This is a genomic window from Nocardia sp. NPDC057440 (genome assembly GCF_042802915.1).
In the GTDB taxonomy this organism is placed as follows: Bacteria; Actinomycetota; Actinomycetes; order Mycobacteriales; family Mycobacteriaceae; genus Nocardia.
Map to the genome: position 1 here is coordinate 21021 of NZ_JBHVDF010000028.1, position 25137 is coordinate 46157.

Consider the following 25137-nt stretch of genomic DNA (forward strand, 5'->3'; position numbering starts at 1 on the left):
CGATCCTCATGTCGCAAAATATAGAAGTTTTGTCGCAATAGCGATTGCTCGTGTTCATAGGGTCACGGTCATGACAACGAGCACAACCAACACCGCCATCCTGGTCACCTTCACCACCGCGGAAGGCAAAGCCGACGCCTTCGCGGGAATCCTCGAACGCGCCCTGCCCCACATCCAGGCCGAGGAGGGGACGACGGTATGGCTGGCAGGTCGATCGGCGACCGAACCGTCGACGTTCTACCTCGTCGACGTCTTCGCTTCGACTGAAGCCCAGCAAGCCCACATGGTCGGCCAAGCCGCCAAGCTGATCCTGAGCGAGAGCTCGGGTCTGCTTGCCGAACCGCCTGTCGTGTCTGCGCTTTCGGTGATCGCGGTCAAGAACGAGGCAGCATGAAAGCCGTCGTCGGCCGGACCGACAACCACTACCGCCGAGCCAACGAGACGCCCGGAGTGATTCGCACCTGGGAAGACGGGCTCCGGACCGGCGCAGCCGACGGGACATTCGAGTGGTGGTATTTCGACGGCCACCTCGACGATGGTTCTGTCCTGACCGTCGAGTTCCACACCAAACCCCCATACGTGTCACCCAAGGCACCACTGACCCCGTTCGTGCTGGTGACGCTGACCCGCGCTGACGGCAGCCGCCTCGAAAAGACCTACATCGGCAAGCCGGCGGAATTCTTCGCCGCAACCGACACCTGCGACGTACGTATCGGCGCGAACGTGTTCCGCGTCCAGAACCAGCGCTACGAAATCCACGTCGAGATCGACGAACTCACTGTCGACCTCAGCCTCACACCGCAGGTGCCGCCGTGGCGTCCGGAATCGGGCTTCCTGTACTTCGGCCCCGACGAAGAGCACTACATCGCGTGGCTGCCCGTTGTGGCGCGCGGCGCGGTCGAGGCGAGTTTGAGCGTCGACGGCCGCACCACCGAACTGAGCGGGCTCGGCTATCACGATCACAACTGGGGCAACATCGCGCCGCGCAAGGTGCTCGACCACTGGTACTGGGGCAGAGCGCTTCTCGGCGACTACACGATCGTGTCGCTGACCTTCGTCGTCAACGATAACTACGGCGGCACAACAGTTCCCGTGCTGCTGATCGCCAAGGGTGATGAGATCGTCGTCGCCCGAGTGGGCGACGGCGTCGAGGTGATCACCGACGCCCGAACAGTTCATCCCGACAGCGGTGTACCGGTCGACCGACGGGTGCAGTACTCGATCGAGGAATCCGGCACCACCTACACCGTCACCTTCCGCTACAACGCCGACATCTTCCGGATCGACTTCGGTCAGCATGGCGCGTACCACCGGTTCCTGGGCGATGTCGACTTCATCGAAACCCGCGAAGGGCACAGCGAAGCGTTGAGCGCGAAAACCGTATGGGAACTGCTGTATTTCGGTGAACGCGCCCACTCTCCGAAGGACGTCATCAGCGCCGACCAACCCATGATCATCGGTCACCAAGCCTGACAGTCGCCGCGGCGTGGTCAGCGACCATCCGGCAGCCACCACGCCACGGCCACAGGCGAAGTCGTCGACGACCGAGGAAATCTCATCGCCCACGCCACAACCACCACCACGATCATTCGTCCATAGATCATCAGGAGTTCCCATGCGAGCGACCTACATGTACGGCCCGGGCGAGGTCCGCGTCATCCACGTACCCGACCCGACGATCCAGGCAGCCACCGACGCGATCGTGCGCGTGGTACGAGCGTGCGTCTGCGGTACCGACCTGCACCCTTACCACTCGATGCGGCCCACCCCGGACGGCAACTCGATGGGGCACGAATTCGTCGGTGTCGTTGAGGACATCGGCCGCGACGTACGCATCGTGAAGAAGGGTGACCTGGTCATCGCACCCTTTGTATTCTCGGACGGCATCTGCGACTTCTGCCGCGAAGGACTCCACACCTCCTGCAGGCACGGCGGCTATTGGAACACCGAGGGTGTCGGCGGCGGACAAGCCGAAGCGGTCCGAGTCCCCCTCGCCGACGGCACACTCGTCACTGTCCCGGTCGAAGAGCACTCACCCCTGATCCCCTCGCTGCTGACCCTGTCCGACGTCTACGGCACCGGACACCACGCCGTATCTCGAGCCCATGTCGCCAGCGGCGCCACCGTGACCATCATCGGCGATGGTGCCGTCGGGCTGATGGCCGTGCTATCGGCAGCTCAACGCGGAGCACAGCGGATCATCCTCATGGGCCGTCACAAAGACCGCACCGATCTGGGGCTCGAATTCGGCGCTACCGATGTGGTCGCCGAGCGTGGTGACGAAGGCATCGCTGCGGTTCGCGACCTCACCGGCGGCGACGGCACCCATGTCGTCATCGAAGCCGTCGGCCACCTTCCCGCCTACGAGCAAGCCATCGGCGTGGTCCGGCCCGGCGGCGTGATCAGCCGTGTCGGCGTTCCCCAATACAAAAGCGCACCAATCGGTTTCGGTAGCTTGTTCGCTCCCAATATCACTCTCACCGGCGGGCCCGCACCTGTCCGCGCCTACATCGAGACGTTGCTGCCCGGCGTCCTCGATGGCAGCGTCGAACCGGGCAAGGTCTTCGATCGTGAAACCGACCTCGACCACGTCTCTGACGGCTACCACGCGATGGATACTCGCGCAGCGCTCAAGGTCCTCATCCGCCCGTGAGCGCCCAGACCCGGGATTCATCGCACCGTCCCATCCTCGGGGATGCCCCCGTTCAGGCCTTGGCGCTAGCCGTCAGGTCGGAGTATTTGTCCAGCACGGCAAGGCTTTTCAATCGTTCACAACCGGATGGCTCCCGGCCGCCGACAGGCACGATCAAGTCATCGGTCTCGAATCCGTTGCCCCACACCGTGCCCACCCGTCGCCGTTCGGCCGGCCCCTGGGCGTGTCGGGGGCGCGGCTCCAGATCGAGGCGGCGATGCAGTGGACCTGGGTGACCCCCAGGTTCAGCGGGTGGCGATGATTGCCGAGCCGTGGCCGAAGAGGCCTTGATTCACCGCAATACCTGCGCGGGCGTTATCCACTTGGCGGCCCTCGGCTCGGCCGCGCAACTGCCACGTGAGCTCGCAGACCTGGGCGATTGCCTGCGCGGGTATCGCCTCACCGAAACAGGCCAGACCACCACTGGGGTTCACCGGCACACGTCCGCCCAATGTCGTTGCGCCGCTGCGCAATAGTTCCTCCGCGCCGCCTGTCTCGCAGAGCCCGATGTCCTCGTACCAGTCCAACTCCAGCGCGGTGGAGAGGTCATAGACTTCCGCGAAGGACAGGTCGGCGGCCCCGAGCCCGGCCTCTTCGTACGCGGCGTACGCAACGGCGGAACGGAACGCGCGCGGGGGAGCCTCGACGGCCACGGCGGAGTCCGTCGCGAAATCCGGCAGATCGAGCACGGTTTTCGGGAATGTCGGCGTGACCGTCGACAGCGCCCGGATGCGGACCGGATCGGTGACGCCGTGGCGCCTCGCGTAATCCATCGATGTCAGCACCAGTGCGGCACCGCCGTCACTGGTCGCGCAGATGTCCAGCAGCCGTAGCGGGTCCGAGACGATCGCCGAGGCGGCGACGTCCTCGACCGAAACCTCCTTGCGATAGCGGGCATACGGGTTGTTCAGGCCGTGCCTGGCATTCTTCACCTTGACCGCGGCGAAATCGTCGAGCGTGGCACCGTGCAGCGCCATCCGCCGGCGGGCATACAGCGCGAAATAGATGGGGTTTGTCGCGCCGAGCAGGTGGAAACGCAACCAGTCCGGATCGTCGCGGCGTTCACCGCCGACCGGCTGGAAGAAGCCCTTCGGGGTGGTATCCGCGCCGACCACCAACGCCACGTCACACAACCCGGCCAGAATCTGGGCGCGCGCGTTGGCGATGGCCTGGGCACCGGAGGCGCAGGCGGCGTAGCTGCTCGAGATCCGCGCACCCGACCAGCCCAGCGCCTGGGCGAACGTCGCGCCCGAGACGAAACCTGGGTATCCGTTGCGGATCGTGTCCGCGCCGGCGATATAGCCGACGTCGCGGTGGTCCACCCCGGCATCGACCAGCGCCGCGCGCGCCGCGACCAGCCCGTATTCGACGAAATTGCGCCCCCACTTGCCCCACTGGTGCATGCCCGCACCGAGGACGGCGACAGCGCGATCATTCGTGTCAGTCATCGACCGGCCTCCACATCCACACCGTGTGCTCCGCTTCCTCGTCTTCGTACAGCACGCCGAGGGTCAGTTCGACCGGCATGCCGACGGCCAGGTCATCCACCGTGAAGCCGCGCACCACCTGCCCGAGAATCACCATCCGCTCGACCTCGAGCTCCACCGCCGCAACGACATACGGCTCGAACGGATCGGGCGAGACATAGGGCGGGGGCGGCTTGTAACGGGCGTCCGCATACGACCAGATCCGGCCACGTGTGGAAAACAGGTACTCGACGAGCTCGGAGCCGTCTTTCGGACCTGCGCACTGCGGGTTCCGACAGGCCAACGTGTTCCGCGGGAAGTACGGCGTGCCGCAGGCAGTACAACCACTTCCCTTCAGACGCATCGTGCCGTCGTCCGCGGTGAACCAGTCAGCCACGGCGGGGCGTTGATCTTTCTGCACAAACCTGACGGTATAGGAACACGTTCTACTTTGGGGCGGAAATCTGCTCCACCGGCATGCGGGCGGAGGTACGGTGAGACCGGATTGAGGATGCGATGGCATCCTCGAGTCGATCTGGAGTACCACAACGCGATGGGCACCAAAGCCATTGAACCGCAGTCGATCCGCAACGTCACGATCATCGGGGACCCCGATGAGACAACACGAGTTGTCCACGGCCTGTACCGCCGTTTCGCCAAGACCGGGTCCGGCACGCCGGCCACGATCCATTGGGTGACGAGCCATGTCGATCACACGATTCGTATCGCCGAGCTATCGAGCCACGCGCCCATCGCGGCCCTGGAGCGGTCCATCCGGGTATCCGATGGGGTAATCGCGGTCGTGAACGCTGCCGAGGAGAGCGCCCCGCGACTCGAGACGATACTGCGGGTTGCCGACGACCACCAGGTCGCACGGCTGTGTCTGGTGACCGGACTCGATCATCCCGCCGCCGACTTCGACCGCTGCGTCCGCACGATCGCCGACACGCACGGGGCGGTGCCGTTGACGCTGCAGATTCCTCACGGCATCGGCACCGAGTTCGAAGGTGTCATCGACCTGGTCCCGATGTGGGCGCTCGAACCGATGGCCGTCGAATTCTACGGGAGCCATTGGAAAGTCGCCGAGAAGTGGTACCGCAACCTCGTGGACACGATGATGGAACAGGACGCCACCGATTCGGACGACCTCCTCGGCCTGCGAGAGATCCCACCCGACCAGTTGCATGACCGCGTCCGCTGCCTCACGCGAATCGGCGACGCTGCGCCCGTCCTGTGCGATGCGGCGCCATGGAGTGACATCGCCCCGCTCCTGGACGCCATCGTCCGATATCTGCCGTCTCCCATGCATGTCTGTCAACCGGAACACGCCCTCGACTATTGATGGACTCCGCCTGCTACAGGTTCGCAGCGCCGATCGTGCTAACGCTCGGTCTGACAGGCTGCTCCGATCTGGAGACACTGCGGTTCACCGCGCTACCGACCACGTGCAATAACCTTGTCCGCTCTGCTCAGCCGGAAATTCAACGATTCGCGGGCGCCTTGTACACCTCGCAGAATGAATTCGTGGAGCTCAGCAACGGGTGGGGATCCAGGCCGCCCGAGTTCTTCAAATCCCAATGTTGGGCCCGTTACACCAGCAAATCCCCATCCGAAGCCGACGGTTCGGCCGGGACTCCCGTCGAACGCAGTGTCTTTGTAGAGTTCACTGTCACCACCGCCGAGCCCGATCCGATCGCCGCCGTGCAGCAAGACCTCCGAGAGTTCCGCGCCGAATTCGGCCCCCACTTCGACACTTTGGTGGATGTAGGTGACGAGGCGTTGGCGGGGACGCGAATAGACCAGCAGCGGCCGGCGGGCGTGGTCCGATTCCGCATCAGCAACCTGCGCGTCCACGTGCAGGTCAAAGGCGACGACTACACCGGCCAGAAGGACGGGGCAGATGGCTCCTTCTCGACCACGCCCACCGCTGGTTTGCGCACTGCCGCTGAAGCCATCGCTAAATGCCTTGCCTCCGACATGAAGTCGGTCATCCCAGCTGATAAGTGACTGGGCGAGGCGCGGCGAGACCGACAAGGATCGAACTCACTCGCAGGTTGGTTGCGCATTGGTGGTGTCCGGAGGAGGACTTGACCAAGACCCGCATCGCAGTTGTTCTCGGCCGGTCAGCGTTCACGCTCGATGCCTTCTCAGCGGGTGCGTTCGGATTGGATGATGGCGTTGGGAGTCCAGTCTGCGTGCGCGCTGCGCGGATTCAGGATGGTCGGAATTGCCGCGCCATGGGCTTCCGTTCCCGCTCGGCGCGGGCGACGTTGCGGGCGAATTTTGAGCGGGGATATCGAGGGTCCGGACTGGTGAGATCGCGTATTCGACTGTCGCGAGTTGTCGAAGGAGTCCAGCCGCTCGGTGACCGGAATCGTGGCGCGGTGACGTCGCGACTCCAGGTCACCGCCGCCTCGGCGGCGAGTTTCGTGGTCGTGACGTAGTGAGAGCCGAGTGCGTCGGCGACGACGGACGCGGGCATCTGAACGCCTCAACACCCCACTCAACCCTTGACGAATCCCACAGGGACACCCCCGTTTCCGCCCCTTCCTTAGGATGATCAACACGTACCTTTAAATGAAGGGTGAGAGATGCGGATAGAGCGACGCCGGATGGATGAAGCCGTACTGGCAGCGGCCCGCGATGGCTTCGCCGAGCGAATCCAGGGCGAGTGCCACTCCATGGCGAAGGCCGGTCCGATCGGAACCTACGAGTGGTGGCGGATCTCGCGCGAGTTCCTCGACTATCTGGGTGCTCTTTCCGTCGTGCTCCCCGACCTCGACGCTCCAGAGGTCAAGGCGGTCCTCGACAACGCCGCCGAGGCCGCCGCCGGTGGCGTGCAGTGCGCCGCTTACTTCGGCAACACCACTTTCTTCGTCTTCCTCGATTACGCGAACTTCGGGATGGACTACCAGAGGGAAACCCCGTACGACCCGGATCCTGTCTCCGCCAACCAGTGGCTGGACGCCTTCTGTCTGGCGATCCTGTCCGAGAGAGCGGAATGGTATCGCGAGGCATTCAGCTTCGCTCGGAAGGAGCTCGATGGCGATGTGGGTGGCCAGCCCAACGTCGAGCTGGTCAACGGCCTGATGGCCTACGTCCTCGGGTTAACGGGGAACGAGTACGCCGACTACCCGCCGTCCAGGGAAGCAGTGGTCGCCGCTATCGACGCCGCGCTTTCCCGAGTCCACGTGGGAGAGAGTTTTTCCGACCTACCGCACCGCACCGCACTGCGCGGACTGCGCGCCTTGGCCGCCGGTGACCAGGAGGCCTTCGGCACAGAGTTGACCGAGTTGCTGCTCCAGTACGGCACCGTGCCCGACCCCTTCACAGAGTTGACCGAGTCGCTGGTCCAGTTCGGCATCGTGCCCGGCTTCTTCGGCAGGCCTCGTGCTCTGCTTCCACTCGTGCCGCTCGCCCTGACCGCTCTCGCCTACCGCCGCGAGGGTTGGCTACCGCCCGTCGAGACCGACTATCTGCCGCGCACGCTGATTACCGGATGCCGGACCGGTTCTTGAGCGGCCTTGGCTTCCGTCGCGATTGGCGGCACAATACTGATCGGCTCGCATATTCAACTGTCGCGTGTTGGCCCGTCCAGCTCTGTAATTGCTGCTGACCGTGACGTCTGGCAGGGGCGCGGCTGATGTCCGAGGGATCCGGTTGGATGAGCCCGTGACTGTCTATGACGTAGCCCGCCAGCTTCCGACCATCGCCGACCTGCGGGACCTGTGCCGCTCGCTTGCGATGCTCGACGCGATCCTGAGCCCGGACTGGGGAAGCCGGTACTACTCCTTCAACGCCGCTTGGGCTGAAGGCGAGGAGATGGCCTCGATGAGCAACGGGTCGGGAGACGAGTTCTCCATCGTGTTCTCGCTGGCCGGGGTCTATGCCCGCGGCTTCAGCCACGAATCGCCGATGAGCCCGTATGGCCATGACTGCGAGCCCTGGCCGGGAGTGATCGACGATGTTCCCGATGTCTTCAAACCCTTCGTCGAGGAGCCGGCGTTCACCGACGAAGACGGCGTGCCGGTCGTGACGGCCTGCTTGTGGCGGGAGGCGACGGATGATCAGTGGCACCACGGCACGATCGACTTCCCCTCGGACCGTGTCGACCCTGATGGGGTGACAGGTCTGTTCCAACTACTGGTCGAACGCTCACCCGAAGCGTTCCAGCGCTTCGCCGAGGACTATTACGAGGTCTCTGTGGACCTGAAAGCGGTGAGTGAAGTGTATGCCTTGCGGCCGCTGGACCAGGAACTCGTGTCGTCGTTGAACGTAGAGGTCACCCTGGCGGACCTGGCCCAAGACATCGCCGAAATCGGCTATCCGCAGGCCCGCTAAGAGCCGATCTTTCTGCCCACCAGTACGTTTCCACGCGCAATCAACTGTCACGAGCTGGTGCAGTCTGGCGAGTTGGGCCCGGCACCCGACGACGATCGTGAACCCTGACCCCGAAACGGAGGACTCCCCTGCTGGCGTCAGGGCCAGCAATGGAGTCCTCCGTTCGTCGGTTGCGGTGGATCAGCCTCCGGCCTGCGCGTCGTCGAGGTAGCGCCACCGGATGCGGGTGATGTCGCTGCTCGGTGTGCAGCCCTTGTTGCTGGCACAGAAGAATTCGACGAGCAGCCACCACGCTGGAAAGGCTTGTCGCGCAGGGCCGTCATGCGGCAGATCAGCGATTGTGAGCGTAGCTCGCTGGAAGGCATCGAGTCCACCCTCGAGGCGTACAGATCCCAGGTGCTCAGCTCGTCGGCTGATAAATCCGTTGTCTGGATTGCTCAGGTCGGGTCACACGAGGTGATCTCCCCCTCCGGCGACCCGACCTGAGGCAAACGGGGTCGAGACCGACCTCGTCAGGCGTCGAGTGCCTGGTAGAGCGTGGTCCAGAAGTCGTGGATGAGCCACGCCGGATCCGGGGTCGACAACCCGACCTGGGTGAACAGAATTCCGGTGAGCTGGTTGTCCGGGTCGGCGTAGGCCGTGGTGCCGGTTCCGCCGTCCCAACCGAACTGACCTATGGGCGCGTAGTCGCCACGGTAGGTGCGCACCGCCATCCCGAAGCCCCAGCCGCCCTGCTGCCCTTGGCCGAATGACAGATGGACGTTGTTCTTGGCCAGGGCATCTCGGTCGGCTTGTTGTTCGGGCGTGAGGCGGTTGGTGGTCATCAGCTCGACGGCGGGCCGGGACAGGATCCGTTCGGTCCCGTGCATCCCGCGGTTCAGCAGCATCTGGAAGTAGGCGTGATAGTCCTCGACGGTGGAGACCAGCCCGCCGCCGCCATGCTGGAACGCCGGAGGCCGGCTGAACTTTCCGCCTGCTGCCTCGTCCCACACGATGAACTCTCCAGTCTGCGGGTCGGGCGCGTAGCTCGGCGGCAACCGGTCGATCTTGCCGGCGGGCACGTGGAAGCCGGTGTCCTTCATCCCCAGCGGATCGAAGATGCGGTCGCGGAGAAACGTTTCGAACGACTGACCCGAGACCCTGGCGACAAGCACGCCGAGGACATCGTGGCTGAGTTCGTACTGCCACCGCTCTCCGGGCTGGTACGACAGCGGCAGCTCGCCCAGGCGGCGCATCCACTCGTCCGGCTCGGGCGCCGACCCCGCTTCCGGGCTGTAGTTGGCCCGGTCGAGAACCGCGGCCATGATCGGGGAGCCCATCAACGTGAGATCCACTCCGAGCCCGAACGTGGAGGTCAGCAGGTCCCGTACGGTGATCGGTCGCCGCGCAGGCACGGTGTCCTCCTGCGGTCCGTCGGCCCGCCTCAGCACCTGACGGTCGGCGAGTTCGGGCAGCCACGGATCTACCGGGTCGTCCAGCCGCAGCCGACATTCGTCGAGCAGGATCATCGCCGCCGCCATCGTGACCGGCTTGGACACCGACGCCATCCGGAAGATGGTGTCCCGGCGCATCGGAGCGTCACCGTCGACGCGCATCGTCCCGATAGCTTCGACGTGTGTCTCACCGCCCCGGCTGACCAGAGCGACGAGCCCGGGAATCTTTCCGGACTCGACATGCCGGGCCAGCACGTCGCGTACTCTGCGCAGCCCTGCTTCGGAGAAGCCGCTGTTGTTGTGCCCCATCATTGATCTCCTTGCTTATCGTGTTCGATCTGCGGGACCCGTCCCGGTATGGCGCCCATGGCCCCGACGGCGCTCCCCGAAAGCCGGCTGCTGCTTGCGCATTCTTTCCCGGCCCCATCCCCTCACGCGGCGTACAGGGCTCCAGTGATCTTGCTGGTCATCGCGGCCACGGTGGGGCTGGGCCGGCTCTGGTGGCGGGTCGCGGCGTCGACAGCGACGAGGACGGTGCTGCGGAAGTTCTCGGCCTCGGCCGGATCATGCTGCCCGAGAATGCTCATGGCCGCCGTCAGTGCCGGCAGCACCTGATCGGCGAGTTCGGCGACGTTCTTGCCCTTCAGCTTGATGTCCTTGGACTTCGCGGCCAGCACGTGCCCGACCAGGCCGGTCGCGGCGTACAGGGCGTTGCTGCCGTTGGTGGCGGCCTTGTGGGGCTTGCCGGTGGCATCAGCGGCGGCGATCAGCGAGACGGCGCCGTACGCGGCGGTCCGCAGGGTGGCCTTGTCCTGGTCGGTGAGGGTGAGGGTGATGGACATGGTGGTTGCTCCCTTGACTTTGTGCTGTCCGGGTCGGCGTATGTCGTGCTCGCCGAACTGATTACGGAAGCAACAATCGCCCGTTGTCCTGACATCAGACTGTCGCCGTGCTGACACGACCGCTGACACAGAGCTGACAGATCCCACATCAAGGGCCAGTGGCAGGAAAGTCACGCTCAGCGAGACTGCGTGGGTTGGGCCATTGCGACACGTCGGAGGCCCACACCGGCCACTACGACGACGACGGCCGCTCCTGGGCCGGGGAATACCGAAGCTGGCCTGGGCCGCAAAGTAGGCCGCCTGAATCCGAAGCTGTCATTCCGCCCAAGGGTTATTGACCCAAATCAGGTGGTGTGCGAACTTGCCGGTTTCCGGACAGAGTCGCCCCCGAGGCGGTGAGCCGGAAACGTTTACGCCCCTTGTTCAGTGCAGGAGGATGCCGAACCATGGTTACACCGGACAGGGAGGCGGTCCGATGCGGCCCACACGGGTGCTGGCGGTCGTCTGTGCAGTCTTCAGGAGGCCGCCCTCCCGCCGAAGGAGGTCGAAGTTGATCAGCCGGTCGGTAGTCCGTGAGCATCTCCCCGCCGGTCCGGCGGTACAGGCGATCGATACAGATCCACGGGTAGTCGCGCAGAGCGGGTGGAGCGTGTGAGCGTTTGCGACACAACAGCTTTCGAGCAGAATGTGATCGGCATAATCGTGGTCGTGACGATGGCGTCCACGTTGCACATGATGTGGCGCAGGGATCGTTCGAGCAGGTAGGCGGTATCGCCGAAGAAGTGCTTAGTAAACGTGACCAGGCCGTCGTCAGCCGTCCGCGCTGGATCAACCGACGATTGCTCCAGCATCATCGGATTCGGCCTGTTCGCCCAGACGCATTGACTTCTTGGACCGGGTCTACCGATCCCATCGATTGCGCTACCAGCGACCTCACCTATACCAACGCGGGCATCATCTTTCGCCGAAACGAAGGGTGGGTGGCACCGCGTCGCAGCGCCACCCACCATCACCTCGAAACAGGCCTAGTCGGTGATATCCGGTGGACTCAAGGCATCACGCAGCGCCGCACGTGAAGTGACGCCGAGCTTGGGGAACACCTGATAGAGGTGGGTGCCGACAGTGCGCGGCGAGAGGAACAGTCGGTCGCCGATCTGTTTGTTGGTCAGCCCGGACGCGGCGAGCAACGCGATCTGTCGCTGCTGCGGGGTGAGGGTTTCGATGGAGCCGCCCGGCGCGGTGGCGCGGCCGGTCGCACGGAGTTCGTTGCGCGCGCGGTCCGCCCACGGTCGAGCCCCTAGCCGGTCGAAGGTCTCCAGTGCCGCGGTCAGGTGCCGGCGGGCTCCGACAGTGACTTTCGCGCGACGAAGGCGCTCACCGTAGGCGAGTTGGATTCGAGCGTGGTGGAAGGGCCATCGCTCGGCGCCGGGTGTCGCCAGCGCGAGGCCGAATCGGTCGCGCCAGTCCTCGGGTCCGGCGACCATGGCTCGGGCTCCGGCTACCACCAGCGCCAGGCGCGGCGAGATCGTCGCGACATCGGTAGCAGCCACCGCATCGACATGCCGAGCCGCCTCCGCTAACCGGCCCGCGCGGACCGCGGCCTCGACCAGGTCGGGCAGGATCCACAGCGCATGCGGCGCGTGAACGGGGATCGTCTCGGCAAAGATGCCGCTGACCTGCTGGTAAGCCGCATCGAAATCGCCGCGTCCCAGTTCGGCCAATGCTTTCGCGTGCGCGGCGTGGTGAAGCACCAGCCCGATCCTGTTGGGCGTAGCCCACCGGGTCAGTTCATCCGTCACGGCTTTCACGGTGTCGCTGTCTCCTCGCGCGGCCGCGAGGTAGGCCTGCTGGAATTGCAGGAGCCCACCGAGCAACGTGTACCCGTGCCGCTCTGCGAACTCGAGCCCCTCACCGGCCAGCTGCTGGACTCGGTCCCACTCCCCGCTCAGTACGCCGTCGTAGCCGAGCAGGACGAACGCTTCGATCGCGGAGGTGATCGCGCCACCGGAACGGCCGTGCGCGACAACATGTTCCAACGCCGTCCGGCAGCCCGACAACCGGTCGACGTACAGCGCGGCGATGCCGAGCCGCACGATATGCGCGGGATCGCTCTGGTCGCTGATCCCCGCGATCTCCGCGTCCAGGCGTCCTAGCATCGGCAGCGCGAGACGGACCGGCTCCAAGAACGTGCTGCCGAGCAGGACGAGGAACTCCGGCGCCGTGTGACCGAGACGGTCGAGCGCGGTGTGGAAGTCGGCCGCCAGACCTGCCCTCGAGCCGAAAAAGCAGGTGGCCTGTAGGACATAGAGCGCTTCCACCAGGACGACGTCGTCGGCATCGGAGGGATCTCGAGCCGCCTTGATCGCATTGACCAGCAACTGATGGACGGTGTCGATGTCACCACCGATGTTGAGCATCAATGACGCCACAGCAACCGCCCCCGCCGACGATCCACCCGGGCTTCGTTCGGCGCCCTCGACCAGCCGCCTTGCCTCGGCCAGGTCACCGGTGATGTCCGCACCCAGATACGCCGCGACCATGACTCTGCGCTCGCGGTCCTGCGATCGCGAACTCAATTCGGCCGCGCGCAGCATCAGGCCGACCGCGCCCACTGGGTCGCCCCGACGCTGAGTTCCCGTCGCCGCCCGCTCGAGCAAGTCGGCGATGTGCGCGTCGGCCCCGACCGCGGCGTCGGCCAGGTGCCGAGCGCGCTGTTCCGAGAACTCCGGAAAGCGCTCTGCCAGTTCCTGATGCGCCCGGCGACGCTGTTCGTGTGTGGCCAGGTCGACGACCGCTGCCCTGATCAGTGGATGCCGAAATCGCAGGCGACGGCTGTCGACATCGACGCACACCAGGCGAAGTTCCTCCGCCGGGCCGAGGTCGGTCGGGACGGCCGTGGGACCTGGCTCGGCGCCGGAAAGCGCCGCCAGGAGCAGCTGTTGGCGCGTCCTGGCCGGAAGGCTTTCGATCCGCCGCGCGAACAAGGTATGTAGGCGCCGACCGACTCGGGTGACGCCCGGCGCCCGATGGGCAGTGCTCGCGTCCGGCAGTTCGATCAGCGCGAGCGGATTTCCCTGTGCCTCTGCGAGATAACGCTGGCAGGAACGACTCGCCAGGTCCGGATAGTGTTCGCTCAACAACGCGGTAGCGGCATCATCGTCGAGCGGACCGATATGGATCTCGTGTAGCCCTTCGGATTCGAAGAAGCTGTCCTCGCCCGCGCGGATCGCCGCGACCAATCCGACCCTGGTGTCGCGCAATCGACGCGCGAGCATCCCCAACACCAGCGCACTGGCGCGGTCAATCCAGTGCAGGTCATCGACAACCAGCAGCACCGGCCCATCGACCGCCGCGCGCACGAGCAACGCGCGCACCGCGTTGACCAGGCCGAGCTGATCGGGAACGGGGCCATCGTCCAATCCGAGCCCGACACCGAGCGCACGCCGATGCACAGCCGCGAGCTGGTGCCGCCGATCCTGCAGCGGGTAGAGCAACTGATGAAGCCCGGCAAAACTCACCGATGCCTCGAATTCCACACCCGCGGACCGCAGCACCCGGATACCTACCGCCGCAGCCGATTCCGCTGCGGCGGTGAGTACAACGGTCTTCCCGATTCCGGCCTCGCCGACGACCAGCATCGCGCCGCCACCGACAGCGGATTCGGTCGTGAAGGTGTTCAACTGGGCGAGTTCACGGTCTCGGCCGATCAGTTGCACCGACGCCACGATCACCGATGTTAGTCGAATGATCAGTAACGTCGAGCGTTCTCGAGCAACCGCTACACCGACACCGCGTCCGCGGCCTCTCTGATGAGAGCGGCCACCGATTCCGGCTGCGGCACATAGACCGCGTGACTCCCGACGACTTCGGTGATGGTCGCGTTCGCCCGGTCGGCCATGCTGCGCTGGACCGGCGGGGGAATCATCCGATCCGCGGTGGCGGATCGTCGGCTTTGTCGAACACAGCTGACAAAACAGCTACTGCGTCTGCTGCCAGGATCAGCACTGTCGCGACCGGAACGTCGAGCCCGGCCACTCGACCTCTCGGCATGTGGATGCCACAACTGTCGACAACACGAACGGTGCGCGCAACCTCGACATCGCAGCTCTCGATCAAGTCCTGGACGCCAGCGGCCGCTGTGAACGCTGGACAACGGTGCAGCAGTGCGGCGGCGAGGCGAGTCGGTTCGGCAACTGGCAGAAAAGGTGGGCGACGTCCCTGTCCAGGAGATGTCGTGCTCGCGCTGGTCGGGGCAGTCCGCAGCTGGGCGACGGCGGCGTCACCACTAAGACAGCACCGACGACAACGTCGGCACCGAATTTCGCCATCGTCGTGATCGCGTCGTCGAGCTGCTCGAGATTCACGCAGAGATAGCCGTTGTCCAGGTGGACAATGGGAAGATGCACCCGCACGGGACGCTGCCCGGCTCGGGAAACGGGCTGAGCAGAGCCGAACTGCTCGCCGCGATATCGCTTGCGATCGACCTCGGTCTGGGTCAGCCGATGGAACACATGCTTCGGTCGTCCTTGATCGCGACACGGATCGCCGAGCGGATGAGGCTCGACCTGCAACAGCGGGCGACCGTGTACTACGCCAATCTGGTCGGGTGGATCGGTTGTCACGCCGACTCCCACGAACTCTCGGCGCTCTTCGGCGACGACATCGCCTTCCGGGCCGACACCTACACGGTGGACATGACCGGCCTGCCGTTTCTGCGGCTGATGATGAGTCATGTCGGCGACGGATTGCCGGGCTGGGAGCGCGGCATCCGTGCCACTGCCTTTCTGGTCACGGCTCGCAGCCAGGTCGCCACACTGATCCAGTCACATTGCAGTTCCGCCGGGGTTCTCTCCGATCGGATGGGCTTGGACGAGCAGGTCGGAAAGGCGCTGGCCCACGCCTTCGAACGCTGGGACGGCCGGGGGTTGCCCAATGGTTCCCACGGAGACGATATCCCGGTCGAGATCCACATCGCTCACGTCGCAGACGTCGTCGAGGTGCACCTGCGGACGGGTGGGCTCGAGCACGCGAAGGATGTTGTCCGTTCTCGGCGCGGCAGTCAGTTCAGCCCAGCCGTGGCGGCGGTGTTCGATCGCGACGCGGCGGCGATCGTGGACGGGTTGCTCGAAATCGACGTCTGGACAGCAGCGTTGGCCCAAGCACCGGATCGTGACCGAACCCTGACGGCCGAAGAGAGCGACGAGTTGCTCGAGGCCATGGCCGATTTCGCCGATCTCAAATCTCCTTTCACTCTGGGGCATTCGCGTGGCGTCGCGAACCTGGTGGCCGGGGCAGCCCGACACCTGGGCATGTCGCCGTCGGACATCACGCATCTCTACCGTGCCGGCCTAGTGCACGGCCTCGGCAAAATGGGAGTGTCCAACCGGATCTGGGAGAAGAAGGGGCCGCTCACTACGGCTGAATGGGAACGGGTACGGATGTATCCGGATCTGACCGGCCGGATACTGAGTCGAGTCAACGGCTTGGAGTCTGTGGTGCCCATCGCGATGAAGCACCGGGAACGGATCGACGGATCAGGCTTTCCCCGGGGGATCGCCGGCGCGGAGTTGACCGCGCAGGACCGGCTGCTTGCCACGGCGGAGGCGTATCAGCGACTGCTCGAGCCGCGTCCCTACCGGCCGCCGCTCGATCCTCGCGGCGCTGCCGATCAGTTGCGAAAGGAGGCGCGCGCCGGACGCTTCGACGCCGAGTCGGCTGCGGCCGTGCTTGCGGTGGCCGGTCCGCGAATCTCGCGGCGGACGCCCTGGCCGGCCGGGCTGACCGACCGCGAGGTCGAGATCCTGCGACTCGTCGCGCAGGGCCGATCGAACAGAGAAATCGCCGCCGAACTGTTCATCGCCGAGAAAACGGCACGCAACCACGTCGAACGTGTCTACGCCAAGCTCGGCGTCAACAACCGCACGCAGGCCAGTCTCGCCGCGATCGATCGGGGTCTGGCGGGGTTTCCGGTCAATGCGACCGTCGGAAATTGAAGCATCCGCTGCGCCAGGTACTTCAGCTCGGCAACCAGCAATGATGCTGCCCGGCGCGATATCGACGTCACATGGCTCAGAGGCGTAGTCGATGCGGGGCAGGTGGACGGCTGATGGACGGGCAAGTCGGCATGTGGAGCGCGCCGGAGACCCGGCTGATTACGCACAGTCGGGACCCGGTAGCGAGTCGGCCGAGCCGACAGCGGGACCGACTGCGCGGGGCCTTCATCGCCGGGATGCGCTGGGCCGGGACCGCCGGTCCAAGACCCATATCGTGGCCAGCATGAGGCCAACGGCAAACAAGGCGAGCGCGATGAGACTGGCGCCGGTGCCTCCGTGGAAGGTGTCGCCGTAGGCGGACATGGCCGGCAGCGTGGCGGTGTACCGCTCGAGATCCAGGTCGCGACCCAGCGCTTCGAATGCGTGGCGGTTGGATAGGCCGAGACTCATCAGGCGTCCCGGGAGGGCCATCTCGTCAACGGGGACTATGGCGCCACCGAACAGAACCTGAGGGAAGCAGAGCATCGGCAGGGCGAGGGCGGCCTGCGCGGCGTTGGAGACCGCGGCCGAGGCGAGCAATCCGAGGGCCAGTGCCGAGGTCGCCTCGATCACAATCGTCACAAACAGGAAGGCGGACACGTCCCATCCAACGGCGGGGAGCCGACCGAGCGCCCGCAGCACACCGAGGAGCACCGCGCTCACTCCAGCCAGCACCGGAAGCAGCGCTGTCACCTTGGATGCCACGTAGGCGCCCACGCTGAGCCCGGCCAGGCGCTCCCGCCGGAAGACGGCCATCTCCCCGACGATCTGGAGCAGGCCGTAGGTAAGGCCGAAGAAGAAGCCTGCGAATGCGATCCAGAACACGATCTGGACCGGGCCGAGGTCGGCTTCGTTACGCGGATCGAACGCGTCTCGCTGGAACAGCGTCGCCATCATCGCAGTGACCAGCACCGGTGAGCCGAGCAGGACCGCCAGGGTCAGCCGGTTGCGAAGGAGAACATCAACATTGCGTCGTGTAAGTAGCCACCATTGCCGGACCATGTCTGTGCGCTTGACGTCTGAACGGGTGGCGGGGATGGGCAGTAGAGCCAAGCCAGGCCGGGTTTTCGACTTCCCACCGCTGTCCGCGAATCGCTTCGCCCAGATCTGAGGGGTGTGTTCACGAGCCAGCCGGTCGTACACCTCGGCGAGATCCTCCACGCCGAAGTAGCGCCGAGCCTCGGTCGGGCTGCCGGTGAAGGCCAGGTGGCCGTCGCGCGCCAGGAATACCACCCGGTCACACCGGTCGATGGAGGTCGGCTCATGCGTCGTGAGGACGACTGTGACCCCGCGCTGGCTGAGTCGGCGCAGCAGGCGCATCACGTCGGCTGCGGTCGACGGATCGAGCCCGGAGGTGGGTTCGTCGAGGAAGAAAAGATGTGGCCGGGTCAGTAGCTCCACGGCGATACTGGCCCGCTTGCGCTGGCCGCCGGAGAGCGCACGGACCGGCACCTCGGCCCGATCAGCCAGGTCGAGGTCATGCATGGTCTGTTCGACTACCTGGTCCGCCTCGGCCGCCGATGTGCCTGCGGGCAGCCGCAGCCGCGCCGCGTAGCGCAGCGTGCGACGCAGGGGCATCTCGAGGTGAATGATGTCCTCCTGGGGCACGTAGCCGATACGGGAATCGGCGCTGACTCGGGCCCCGCGAACGACGCCGTCATGCCGAACTTCCCCGGCAGACGGTGGTCGCAGTCCCGCGAGGATCTCCAGCAATGTGCTCTTTCCTGCTCCACTGCCGCCGGCAATGGCGACCAACTCGCCTGGTTCGACCGACAACGACAACTTCTGGAGAATCTGCCGCGCCCCGACATGCCGGCTTACGTTGATTGCATCGACTCGCCCGCCGTCCGGCACTCCAGGTGCGTGATCTGAAGTGCGCGTACCGAACCGCTCGACGGTCGGTGGTTCGAATGTCAATTCGGTCATGACCAGTGATCTCCGTGATTCCTGAACTCGCTTTGTCATGCCCTGATCATCGGTCCGCCGCTCCGTGTTCGCATGAGGCGTTTGCCTCAAATCGCGCCCGCAACGAGGGGGCGCCCGCGTCCCGATGCACCCGCGACCACTTCGGGTCGACATGATGCGCTGTCGGCATGTCGGAGGTTCCAGAATCTGAGTGGCCGGTCGATTCGGGCTGGGATCAACCGAATTCGCGAGGCGTGGTCAGGTTCGCGGCATAACGACTTGATCGGTGTGCCGGTGCCAGGCAGGCTTCGTCGGTGACGAACAGTTCTGAGGATCTGCGTTTGTGGGATGCGGCCGCCGCCAGCTATACCACGACGGTGTCGGGTCCCGCCGATAGCTTCTATCGGCGGATTCATGGGTTCTTGTGGTCCCAGCTGGGTTCAATCGCCGATCTCGATGTCTTGGACCTGGGGTGTGGGCACGGTTGGCTGGCCGAACAGATTCGACGGGCCGGTGCCCGCGTCACAGGCATCGACGGCAGCCAGGCACTGTTGACCACTGCGCGATCGCACTACCCCGAGATCGATTTCCATCAACACGATCTCACGCTCGGCCTGCCCGACCCGGCCCGCCGATACGACAGGATCGTCGCGCACATGGTCCTCATGGACGTTCCGGTTCTGGACCGCCTGCTCACCGATGTCGCGGCCGCATTGCGCGACGGAGGCGTGTTCGTCTTCTCGATACTGCATCCGGCCTTCTTCAACCGCGACATCGTTGACGAAGCACCCGACGGACAGCGCTACCGCAAGGTCACCGGCTACCTGGAGCATGAAACTCGGTGGATCGAATCCTTCGGTGGACACCGTCATTACCACCGCCCCCTGTCCTGGTACGCCGAACAGCTGACCAGCCACGGGCTGGCCATCACTGGAATCCACGAACCACCATCTTTGCCGCACAACGACATTCCGGTCACCGACTGGACTGACTACCAAAGGTGGTTCAGCACCATACCCACCATGCTGGCGATGTCGTGCAGCCCAACGGGGCTGCCGCGATTCTGACTCGACGCACTGCGGGCTCGCCGACCGAGCTCGGCGAGCGTCCAACGCGGAACACGTATCCGGGCAACGCAATTCGCCACACAAACGTGTGACTGCGGTCTGGCGAATCCGGTTCGCTGCCGCAGCGGGCTGACCTATTGTCGGTCGTGACGGCTTGTCGGTCTGGGTGTGGAGGCGATGGGGATGACCACTCTGAAGGATCTGTTTCTCGACGTGATCGAGGATGCCAGACACATGCAGACGTGGCAGGAGGCGGTCGATCTGCATGAGCACACCAGGATGCTGGTCAGCGACTTCGGCAAGTGGCAGGGCTTGTATTCCGCCGATGAGCGCCGCGAGCTGATCAAGCTGCGCAGCGAGGCGCTGACGAAGATCCGCAACGTCTTGCACCTGGAGAGGGTCGAACGCGACGTCGCCGCGGCCGCCGAGGCTCGGCAGCGACACTTGCTCGAACGCGCCGAACGGCTGGAAGCGATCGACCGGGAACTCGCTGAGGCTGACCGTGAGCGAGAAGCCTTGGACCAGAGGGAATCCCGAAGCGCTTCCGGGAGCGCACTCGAGGGCGTGACCGGGAATGCCTTGACCCGTGCGCTGGAGTCCATGCACGAGCGGGAGCGGTAGGCGGATCGCACGGGGTTGTCGGTGGTCTCTGGGAAGGGCGCACGGCCATGACGGTGATGGGGGAACGCGAGGACCAGCGCGGGATGCTCTTGCTTTCATCGCCGCGTTGAACGCCCCGCAGGTCGATATCCTCGGATTCTCGATCGGCAGCTTCGTCGTCCAGGAGATCGCTCTCATCCGGCCCGACCTGGTGCGCCGCATCGTGCCGGCCTTCCTCCGCGTCCAGAGGCGCGGCCGAGATCTCCCCACCCCGCCACAACCAACACATCGGGTCCGTCCGCGGTCGCGGTTGAGAACGCACCGATCCCGATCGGGCCGATCAGCATCCGGCGGAGCGGTGACCGCACGATCCGGCCGAGGCGAACTACCCGGGCCCTTTGCACGACGATGTGGGTGTGAGCCGACATGGGTGGGGGCACCTACTCATCGTGACCTCCGATCGACAACGGGGATAGCGCCCCGCGTTCGCCGCTAGGAACGCTGCGGCGTTCGATGAAGTTCGTGTTCGGCGCACGTGCAGCCAACGCCGTTCCTGATCCATTCGCGTCCGGCCCAATCCGGGTGTCGCTGGATCATCAGCGCCGTAATCTCCTCCGCGATCGTTTCTTCGCTCATCGCGGAGTCGCGCCGGATCCAGGTTTCGTCGCGCAGCAGCCGCAGGTAGTCGGCGACGTCGGAGAGCAGTTGCGGCCCGCCGATGTCACCGTGACCGGGCACTACGATGCGGGGCGGGAAGGCCGCGAGCCGGTCCATCACCTCGATCCAGCGAAGGCCGGAGACATCGGTGTCGTGCGGTGGGAACCAGGGGAAGATAGCGAAGTGCGCGGCTTCTACCAGGTCGCCGGTGAACAGAACGCTCGCGCCGGGGACTTCGACGACCTGGTCGCCCTTGCTGTGCGCGCGACCGGTGCCGCGCATCCGCACGATCCGGCCACCCAAGTCGAGTTCGTAGCTGTCGTTGTAAACCATGTCCGGTTCCGGGAGCACGACGCCCGCGAGGCGCGCGGCCACCGCGCCGCCGAACTCGCGGAACCAGGCGAGATAACCGTCACCTTTCTGTTTCAGGTCATCGGCCTGAGCCCGGTTCACCAGGTATGTCGCGGCGCCGCGGAAGGTGTCGGCACCGAAGGCGTGTTCGGGGTGAAAGTGTGTCGTGGTCAGGTAAAGCTTACGGCCGTTGGCGAATTCGGTGGCGAACCCGAGCACGGTTTCGGCGTTGGCCGGACCCATGCCGGTATCTATCACCAGGACCGCCTCACGTCCACCGATGATGCCCACATTCGGCACCAACTCCACCCGACGGTCGCCGATGACAACCAAATCGTCGGCGAGCTCATGGATTTCGGTGAGCTCGACCACCGGATCGGGCAGGCGTAGCGGGTCGGTCATGTCGACTCCTTCACGGTCGGAACTGTCGAGTCCATTCCACCGCCGGACAGGGCGGGTGGTCCAAGACCAATCCTGTGCGCCCCATACCTTTTGGGTATCGTGCGTGTGATGGAGCTGCGAACACTGCGCTACTTCGTGGCGGTAGCCGAGGAACAGCATTTCGGCCGGGCGGCGGCGCGCCTGAACATGACCCAGCCGCCGCTGAGCCGAGCCATCAGACAGCTCGAACTCGATCTGGGCTGCAAGTTGCTACGCCGATCGCCATCGGGGGCGGTACTGACCGCCGCTGGACTGTCGCTGTACAACGACGCGAAGCAACTGCTCGGCACGGCCGAGCAGGCGCGCACACGAGCCCAGAACGCGGCAGGCACGCATACGCTCACCATCGGCACCCTCGCCGACAACGCCGAGGTCGGCAACCTCGCCGACGCGTACCGGCAGCAGCACCCCGGCATCCAGATTCAGATCAGGGAAGCCGATTTCACCGACCCGACCGCCGGCCTGCGCCGCGGCAGGGTGGACGTGGCCCTCACCCGGTCACCGTTCGACCTGACGGGTCTCACCGTGCGGGTATTGCGGTCCGAGCCGCTCGGCGTGGTGCTGCGCGCCGACGACCCGCTGGCCGGCCACGCCATACTGCGCACCGACGACCTACGTACCCGCCGCTGGTTCCGCCTGCCGGAAGACACCGATCCGGTCTGGCGGTCATTCTGGACGCCACCGAACACCGGGCCCGACGGCCCGGTGGTGCGCACCGTGAGCGAATGCCTTCAGGCTGTGCTCTGGAACGGCTCAGTCGGCCTGACCCCGCTCGGCCACACCCAACCCGAAGGCCTGGTCACCGTCCCCCTGGCCGATGCGCCCCGCAGCGACCTCGTCCTCGCCTGGGAAACGAGCGACCGCAACCCCCTGACCACAGCACTCGCACAGACCGCGGCCGCACTCTACCGCCGAGCCGCGCCGACATGAACCGGACCACCAGCCGCGATGCGGCTTCAGCCCAGGAGCAGCTTCGACGACATCGCGAATCTGACCGCCCCCGGTGCGGTTGCCCGCGCCGGAAGAGGCTGTAGATGACCTGCCACGACCCGTACTGTGGTGGCACGTCGCGCCACGGTGAGCCGACCCGGGTCCGCCACCGGATCCCGTTGATGAGCTGTCGTTAGTCCATTTCGGTGGACGGCCGGTTTTCGTCGGGGCAGCAGCGGTTCCTGGCGTGCCCATGGGGCATCGGTCAGGTCCGGGCGTCCCGTCACCGTTGCGCTGGTCACGAGGTCTCCCGGTAATTCAGGTTCTTCGTCGCTGAACCGTCTACCGGAGGCCACTTCTACATCTGGTGACCGACACACCAACGCGGACAACGCATTTCACAAACACCCAGGTGAGGGGCACCGCGAAGCGGTGCCCCTCACCTGGGGCTGCTTAGAGCCAGACCCTACGTCGCGGTCGGGGTCCGGCTCCACTGTGGGAACTGTCGGTTCACCCCGTGGCCGACCCGGCCGCAGTGAGGAAGGGTGTGCTCGAGACCGAAGGAGCCTGCTCCTACTTCACGCCTGCTTTGATGGCGGCGTCCTGTTTCTTCGCGATCTCGATTGCCACGTCAGCCGGGACACGTTCACCGTTTTTGCTGTTGAATTCGAGGATCGCAAAACCTCTGCCCTCACCGAAAGCTACGACCGTCGTCCCACCCGGGGCATTCAGTATGCCGCCGCCAACACCGACATCGACGGGAGAAAAGGCCGCGCCTCCGGCTTTCTGGGACACGGCGTCCTTTGCCGCCGCGACGGCTGCAGCGGCGGTCTCCGAATTCTCGCGCACAGTGATAGACGTACTGATCTTCTCAGTGCCCTCACCGTTGCCGAAAATGCCGGTAATGCCGTCCTGCTCCGGCTTGGTGGTCTTCAATGCCCAGCCGCCGTCGATATCGCTCGGCTTGATGAGCAGCCTCGTGTAATCGATCGATGCGGGCGACGAGGCCGCGACGCTGGTCGACGCGACCGAGGTGGCGGCGGACGACGATTTCTCGTCGGAATTGCAGCCGGCGATTCCGACTGACAGCGCCGCAGCGGCACCGAGCACCGCAACTTTCGATATCTTCACCCGAGGATGATGACAGGGGCGCAAATCTCGCGCAACCGAGTACCACAGACGTCAATGCAAGTTAGGCGGCAGGAACTCGCCCCGAGGTTCCTCCGCATTGCTGGGGGCGAATTCTCAGGTTCCAGCCGGAACCGGGTGATGGTAGCCGACCCGGCTTGCCACAGTAGTGTGCTGCGCGTCAGTGAGACGGCATGGATCCCAGCGGCTGCAACAACCAGGGCATCGCCTCGATCGGCACTGCCGCAGCAGATCGGTCCGTCCGGGTCGTCTTGGACCCGGTCGTGAATTCGGAATCGGTCCCCATAATGACGCAGCCTTCGCTGTTGACCAGCACTAGCCGCTGACCGAATACCTGGAAACGCGGAAGCAGGACCTCCTCGATCGAGGCAGCCGACACATCGGCACCGGCGATTCCGAGGAAGGCTCCCGATGCGGTCGTGACCGGTATCGCGAACGTACACACGCACCGATTGGTGCACGCGTAATCGCGGTGCGGCCCGTCCACCCACCGCTTACCCTGGTCACGCGGGATCACGAACCAGTCCATTCCGGTGTAGTCGTAGAAGTATTCACTCTGCGGATTCAATTCGAGCATCAGGCGTCGTGGTCCGCGTTGCACGTCCAGAAGCCACCATTCCAGATGCCGGGGCTGATCCACGAGAAGGCCGTCGGCCAACACAACGCCTGCGCCGTCGAACAGATTTTCGCGCCGCTCGAGCTCTCCGACAATGGTCTCGCGCAGCGGTGCTAGATCAGTCGACCGAGGAGCGGACCCCAGTTTCTCGGTGAGACCATCCCACAGGGTCGTCAGCGCGGTCCCGATGGTTGCTACCGACAGGTAGATCTCGTCGGCCAGCCTTGCGACGGCAGAAGCGAGCGACTCGACGGTCACCGGGGCCGGAAAGCTATCGGTCTCCTTCATCGATCACGGAGCTCCAAACGTAGGGCGACGAGGCGGCGGATGCGTGATTCTGTATGTAATTCTGCCAGTTCTCTCGCCTGGGCATCATCTTCTCGTTCGATCGCGTCTAGACAGAACGCGTGGGAGCAGTTCATCTCGTCCCTGGATTATGACATCGCGATCCGGCGGGTCATCTGCTCGACGAACCGATCGAGTCGTTCACCGCCATCTACCGGCGTGCGATCAAGGTCCGAGGGCATTTCCGGCCGAGCAGGCCGCGTTGAAGTGTTCTACCTGGTCACTGGTCATGACAAGTAAGGCGTCAAAGAAGGTTCGCAGACCATCAGC

The 25137-nt window shown here is 65.1% G+C and carries 23 protein-coding genes and 2 pseudogenes; 12 read left to right on the plus strand and 13 right to left on the minus strand.

All coding sequences use genetic code 11. The annotated features are described in order from the left end of the window. Positions 1 to 70 precede the first annotated feature (70 nt). The 3 genes from ACFU4Z_RS34630 to ACFU4Z_RS34640 all read left to right on the plus strand — a co-directional run bounded on the left by ACFU4Z_RS34630 (position 71) and on the right by ACFU4Z_RS34640 (position 2653). Positions 71 to 394, plus strand: a complete 324-nt coding sequence (locus ACFU4Z_RS34630) for a putative quinol monooxygenase (protein WP_379072093.1) — start codon at positions 71 to 73, stop codon at positions 392 to 394. Beyond that, positions 391 to 1473, plus strand: coding sequence for a lipocalin-like domain-containing protein (locus ACFU4Z_RS34635; RefSeq protein ID WP_379072096.1), 1083 nt, complete (start codon positions 391 to 393; stop codon positions 1471 to 1473). Before ACFU4Z_RS34630 ends, ACFU4Z_RS34635 begins: the two co-directional genes overlap by 4 nt. A 142-nt stretch (positions 1474 to 1615) precedes the next feature. Further along, the gene (locus ACFU4Z_RS34640; RefSeq protein WP_379072099.1) at positions 1616 to 2653 is read left to right on the plus strand and encodes a zinc-binding dehydrogenase; all 1038 of its coding nucleotides are present in this window, start codon (positions 1616 to 1618) and stop codon (positions 2651 to 2653) included. A gap of 284 nt (positions 2654 to 2937) precedes the next feature. Here ACFU4Z_RS34640 and ACFU4Z_RS34645 read toward each other — a convergent pair whose 3' ends face one another. Then, positions 2938 to 4140 (minus strand): lipid-transfer protein, encoded by a 1203-nt coding sequence (locus ACFU4Z_RS34645; protein WP_379072102.1) that lies wholly within the window; start codon positions 4138 to 4140, stop codon positions 2938 to 2940. Further along, entirely contained in the window at positions 4133 to 4555 is a 423-nt protein-coding gene (locus ACFU4Z_RS34650) for a Zn-ribbon domain-containing OB-fold protein (protein ID WP_379072190.1), read from the minus strand. Before ACFU4Z_RS34650 ends, ACFU4Z_RS34645 begins: the two co-directional genes overlap by 8 nt. 114 nt (positions 4556 to 4669) lie before the next feature. Here ACFU4Z_RS34650 and ACFU4Z_RS34655 point away from each other — a divergent pair, with 114 nt between their 5' ends. Together ACFU4Z_RS34655 and ACFU4Z_RS34660 are read left to right on the plus strand one after the other, a co-directional pair. Then, positions 4670 to 5500 carry a GTP-binding protein gene (locus ACFU4Z_RS34655; RefSeq protein WP_379072105.1) on the plus strand — a complete coding sequence of 277 codons (831 nt, stop codon included), beginning with the start codon at positions 4670 to 4672 and terminating at the stop codon, positions 5498 to 5500. Positions 5501 to 5682: 182 nt separating this feature from the next. Next, positions 5683 to 6165, plus strand: coding sequence for a hypothetical protein (locus ACFU4Z_RS34660; protein WP_379072108.1), 483 nt, complete (start codon positions 5683 to 5685; stop codon positions 6163 to 6165). Positions 6166 to 6370: 205 nt separating this feature from the next. Here the strand turns inward: ACFU4Z_RS34660 and ACFU4Z_RS34665 are convergent, their stop codons facing one another. Beyond that, a complete protein-coding gene (locus ACFU4Z_RS34665) occupies positions 6371 to 6640 on the minus strand; it encodes a hypothetical protein (RefSeq protein WP_379072111.1) in 270 nt (89 codons plus the stop codon). A 130-nt stretch (positions 6641 to 6770) separates the two neighbouring features. Between ACFU4Z_RS34665 and ACFU4Z_RS34670 the strand changes: the two genes are divergently transcribed. Both ACFU4Z_RS34670 and ACFU4Z_RS34675 read left to right on the plus strand, forming a co-directional pair. After that, complete coding sequence (locus tag ACFU4Z_RS34670) at positions 6771 to 7676, plus strand: Imm49 family immunity protein (RefSeq protein ID WP_379072114.1); 906 nt, start codon at positions 6771 to 6773, stop codon at positions 7674 to 7676. Positions 7677 to 7830: 154 nt separating this feature from the next. Next, a complete protein-coding gene (locus ACFU4Z_RS34675; protein WP_379072116.1) occupies positions 7831 to 8499 on the plus strand; it encodes a hypothetical protein in 669 nt (222 codons plus the stop codon). A 512-nt stretch (positions 8500 to 9011) separates the two neighbouring features. Here ACFU4Z_RS34675 and ACFU4Z_RS34680 read toward each other — a convergent pair. The 5 genes from ACFU4Z_RS34680 to ACFU4Z_RS34700 all read right to left on the minus strand — a co-directional run bounded on the left by ACFU4Z_RS34680 (position 9012) and on the right by ACFU4Z_RS34700 (position 14699). After that, entirely contained in the window at positions 9012 to 10244 is a 1233-nt protein-coding gene (locus tag ACFU4Z_RS34680; RefSeq protein WP_379072118.1) for a serine hydrolase domain-containing protein, read from the minus strand. Between the two features lie 119 nt (positions 10245 to 10363). After that, positions 10364 to 10774, minus strand: coding sequence for a hypothetical protein (locus ACFU4Z_RS34685; protein ID WP_379072121.1), 411 nt, complete (start codon positions 10772 to 10774; stop codon positions 10364 to 10366). A gap of 554 nt (positions 10775 to 11328) precedes the next feature. Beyond that, positions 11329 to 11628, minus strand: a complete 300-nt coding sequence (locus tag ACFU4Z_RS34690) for a hypothetical protein (RefSeq protein ID WP_379072124.1) — start codon at positions 11626 to 11628, stop codon at positions 11329 to 11331. Between the two features lie 171 nt (positions 11629 to 11799). Beyond that, a complete protein-coding gene (locus ACFU4Z_RS34695; protein ID WP_379072127.1) occupies positions 11800 to 14499 on the minus strand; it encodes an AAA family ATPase in 2700 nt (899 codons plus the stop codon). A gap of 53 nt (positions 14500 to 14552) precedes the next feature. Continuing rightward, entirely contained in the window at positions 14553 to 14699 is a 147-nt protein-coding gene (locus ACFU4Z_RS34700) for a hypothetical protein (protein WP_379072130.1), read from the minus strand. A gap of 475 nt (positions 14700 to 15174) precedes the next feature. Between ACFU4Z_RS34700 and ACFU4Z_RS34705 the strand changes: the two genes are divergently transcribed. Then, positions 15175 to 16767, plus strand: coding sequence for an HD domain-containing phosphohydrolase (locus tag ACFU4Z_RS34705; RefSeq protein WP_379072133.1), 1593 nt, complete (start codon positions 15175 to 15177; stop codon positions 16765 to 16767). Positions 16768 to 16992: 225 nt separating this feature from the next. On the opposite strand, the gene ACFU4Z_RS34710 is transcribed toward ACFU4Z_RS34705, so the two are convergent. Further along, complete coding sequence (locus ACFU4Z_RS34710; protein ID WP_379072136.1) at positions 16993 to 18771, minus strand: ATP-binding cassette domain-containing protein; 1779 nt, start codon at positions 18769 to 18771, stop codon at positions 16993 to 16995. A 254-nt stretch (positions 18772 to 19025) separates the two neighbouring features. Here ACFU4Z_RS34710 and ACFU4Z_RS34715 point away from each other — a divergent pair, with 254 nt between their 5' ends. Both ACFU4Z_RS34715 and ACFU4Z_RS34720 read left to right on the plus strand, forming a co-directional pair. Further along, positions 19026 to 19778, plus strand: coding sequence for a class I SAM-dependent DNA methyltransferase (locus ACFU4Z_RS34715; protein WP_379072139.1), 753 nt, complete (start codon positions 19026 to 19028; stop codon positions 19776 to 19778). 183 nt (positions 19779 to 19961) lie between these two features. Continuing rightward, positions 19962 to 20399, plus strand: coding sequence for a hypothetical protein (locus ACFU4Z_RS34720; RefSeq protein WP_379072142.1), 438 nt, complete (start codon positions 19962 to 19964; stop codon positions 20397 to 20399). Between the two features lie 471 nt (positions 20400 to 20870). Here ACFU4Z_RS34720 and ACFU4Z_RS34725 read toward each other — a convergent pair whose 3' ends face one another. After that, entirely contained in the window at positions 20871 to 21788 is a 918-nt protein-coding gene (locus ACFU4Z_RS34725) for an MBL fold metallo-hydrolase (RefSeq protein ID WP_379072145.1), read from the minus strand. Between the two features lie 108 nt (positions 21789 to 21896). Here ACFU4Z_RS34725 and ACFU4Z_RS34730 point away from each other — a divergent pair, with 108 nt between their 5' ends. After that, positions 21897 to 22757 carry a LysR family transcriptional regulator gene (locus tag ACFU4Z_RS34730; RefSeq protein ID WP_379072147.1) on the plus strand — a complete coding sequence of 287 codons (861 nt, stop codon included), beginning with the start codon at positions 21897 to 21899 and terminating at the stop codon, positions 22755 to 22757. A 136-nt stretch (positions 22758 to 22893) separates the two neighbouring features. Here ACFU4Z_RS34730 and ACFU4Z_RS34735 read toward each other — a convergent pair. The 3 genes and pseudogenes from ACFU4Z_RS34735 to ACFU4Z_RS34745 all read right to left on the minus strand — a co-directional run. Continuing rightward, positions 22894 to 22941, minus strand: a pseudogene (locus ACFU4Z_RS34735) (hypothetical protein); the annotation flags it as partial. A gap of 389 nt (positions 22942 to 23330) precedes the next feature. Beyond that, positions 23331 to 23888, minus strand: a complete 558-nt coding sequence (locus ACFU4Z_RS34740) for a hypothetical protein (protein WP_379072150.1) — start codon at positions 23886 to 23888, stop codon at positions 23331 to 23333. Positions 23889 to 24066: 178 nt separating this feature from the next. Then, positions 24067 to 24810, minus strand: coding sequence for a cache domain-containing protein (locus ACFU4Z_RS34745; RefSeq protein ID WP_379072152.1), 744 nt, complete (start codon positions 24808 to 24810; stop codon positions 24067 to 24069). 111 nt (positions 24811 to 24921) lie between these two features. On the opposite strand from ACFU4Z_RS34745, the pseudogene ACFU4Z_RS34750 reads away from it, so the two are divergent. Further along, positions 24922 to 25078, plus strand: a pseudogene (locus tag ACFU4Z_RS34750) (transposase); the annotation flags it as partial. Between the last annotated feature and the right edge of the window lie 59 nt (positions 25079 to 25137).

Bases quoted from the DNA above. Each gene is read 5' to 3' on its own strand.
- ACFU4Z_RS34730 (WP_379072147.1), top strand. From the start codon at position 21,897: ATGGAGCTGCGAACACTGCGCTACTTCGTGGCGGTAGCCGAGGAACAG.
- ACFU4Z_RS34700 (WP_379072130.1), bottom strand. From the start codon at position 14,699: ATGATTCCCCCGCCGGTCCAGCGCAGCATGGCCGACCGGGCGAACGCG.
- ACFU4Z_RS34725 (WP_379072145.1), bottom strand. From the start codon at position 21,788: ATGACCGACCCGCTACGCCTGCCCGATCCGGTGGTCGAGCTCACCGAA.
- ACFU4Z_RS34640 (WP_379072099.1), top strand. From the start codon at position 1,616: ATGCGAGCGACCTACATGTACGGCCCGGGCGAGGTCCGCGTCATCCAC.
- ACFU4Z_RS34720 (WP_379072142.1), top strand. From the start codon at position 19,962: ATGACCACTCTGAAGGATCTGTTTCTCGACGTGATCGAGGATGCCAGA.
- ACFU4Z_RS34680 (WP_379072118.1), bottom strand. From the start codon at position 10,244: ATGATGGGGCACAACAACAGCGGCTTCTCCGAAGCAGGGCTGCGCAGA.
- ACFU4Z_RS34690 (WP_379072124.1), bottom strand. From the start codon at position 11,628: ATGATGCTGGAGCAATCGTCGGTTGATCCAGCGCGGACGGCTGACGAC.
- ACFU4Z_RS34635 (WP_379072096.1), top strand. From the start codon at position 391: ATGAAAGCCGTCGTCGGCCGGACCGACAACCACTACCGCCGAGCCAAC.
- ACFU4Z_RS34670 (WP_379072114.1), top strand. From the start codon at position 6,771: ATGGATGAAGCCGTACTGGCAGCGGCCCGCGATGGCTTCGCCGAGCGA.
- ACFU4Z_RS34745 (WP_379072152.1), bottom strand. From the start codon at position 24,810: ATGAAGGAGACCGATAGCTTTCCGGCCCCGGTGACCGTCGAGTCGCTC.
- ACFU4Z_RS34710 (WP_379072136.1), bottom strand. From the start codon at position 18,771: ATGACAAAGCGAGTTCAGGAATCACGGAGATCACTGGTCATGACCGAA.
- ACFU4Z_RS34655 (WP_379072105.1), top strand. From the start codon at position 4,670: ATGCGATGGCATCCTCGAGTCGATCTGGAGTACCACAACGCGATGGGC.
- ACFU4Z_RS34645 (WP_379072102.1), bottom strand. From the start codon at position 4,140: ATGACTGACACGAATGATCGCGCTGTCGCCGTCCTCGGTGCGGGCATG.
- ACFU4Z_RS34685 (WP_379072121.1), bottom strand. From the start codon at position 10,774: ATGTCCATCACCCTCACCCTCACCGACCAGGACAAGGCCACCCTGCGG.
- ACFU4Z_RS34705 (WP_379072133.1), top strand. From the start codon at position 15,175: ATGCACCCGCACGGGACGCTGCCCGGCTCGGGAAACGGGCTGAGCAGA.
- ACFU4Z_RS34665 (WP_379072111.1), bottom strand. From the start codon at position 6,640: ATGCCCGCGTCCGTCGTCGCCGACGCACTCGGCTCTCACTACGTCACG.
- ACFU4Z_RS34630 (WP_379072093.1), top strand. From the start codon at position 71: ATGACAACGAGCACAACCAACACCGCCATCCTGGTCACCTTCACCACC.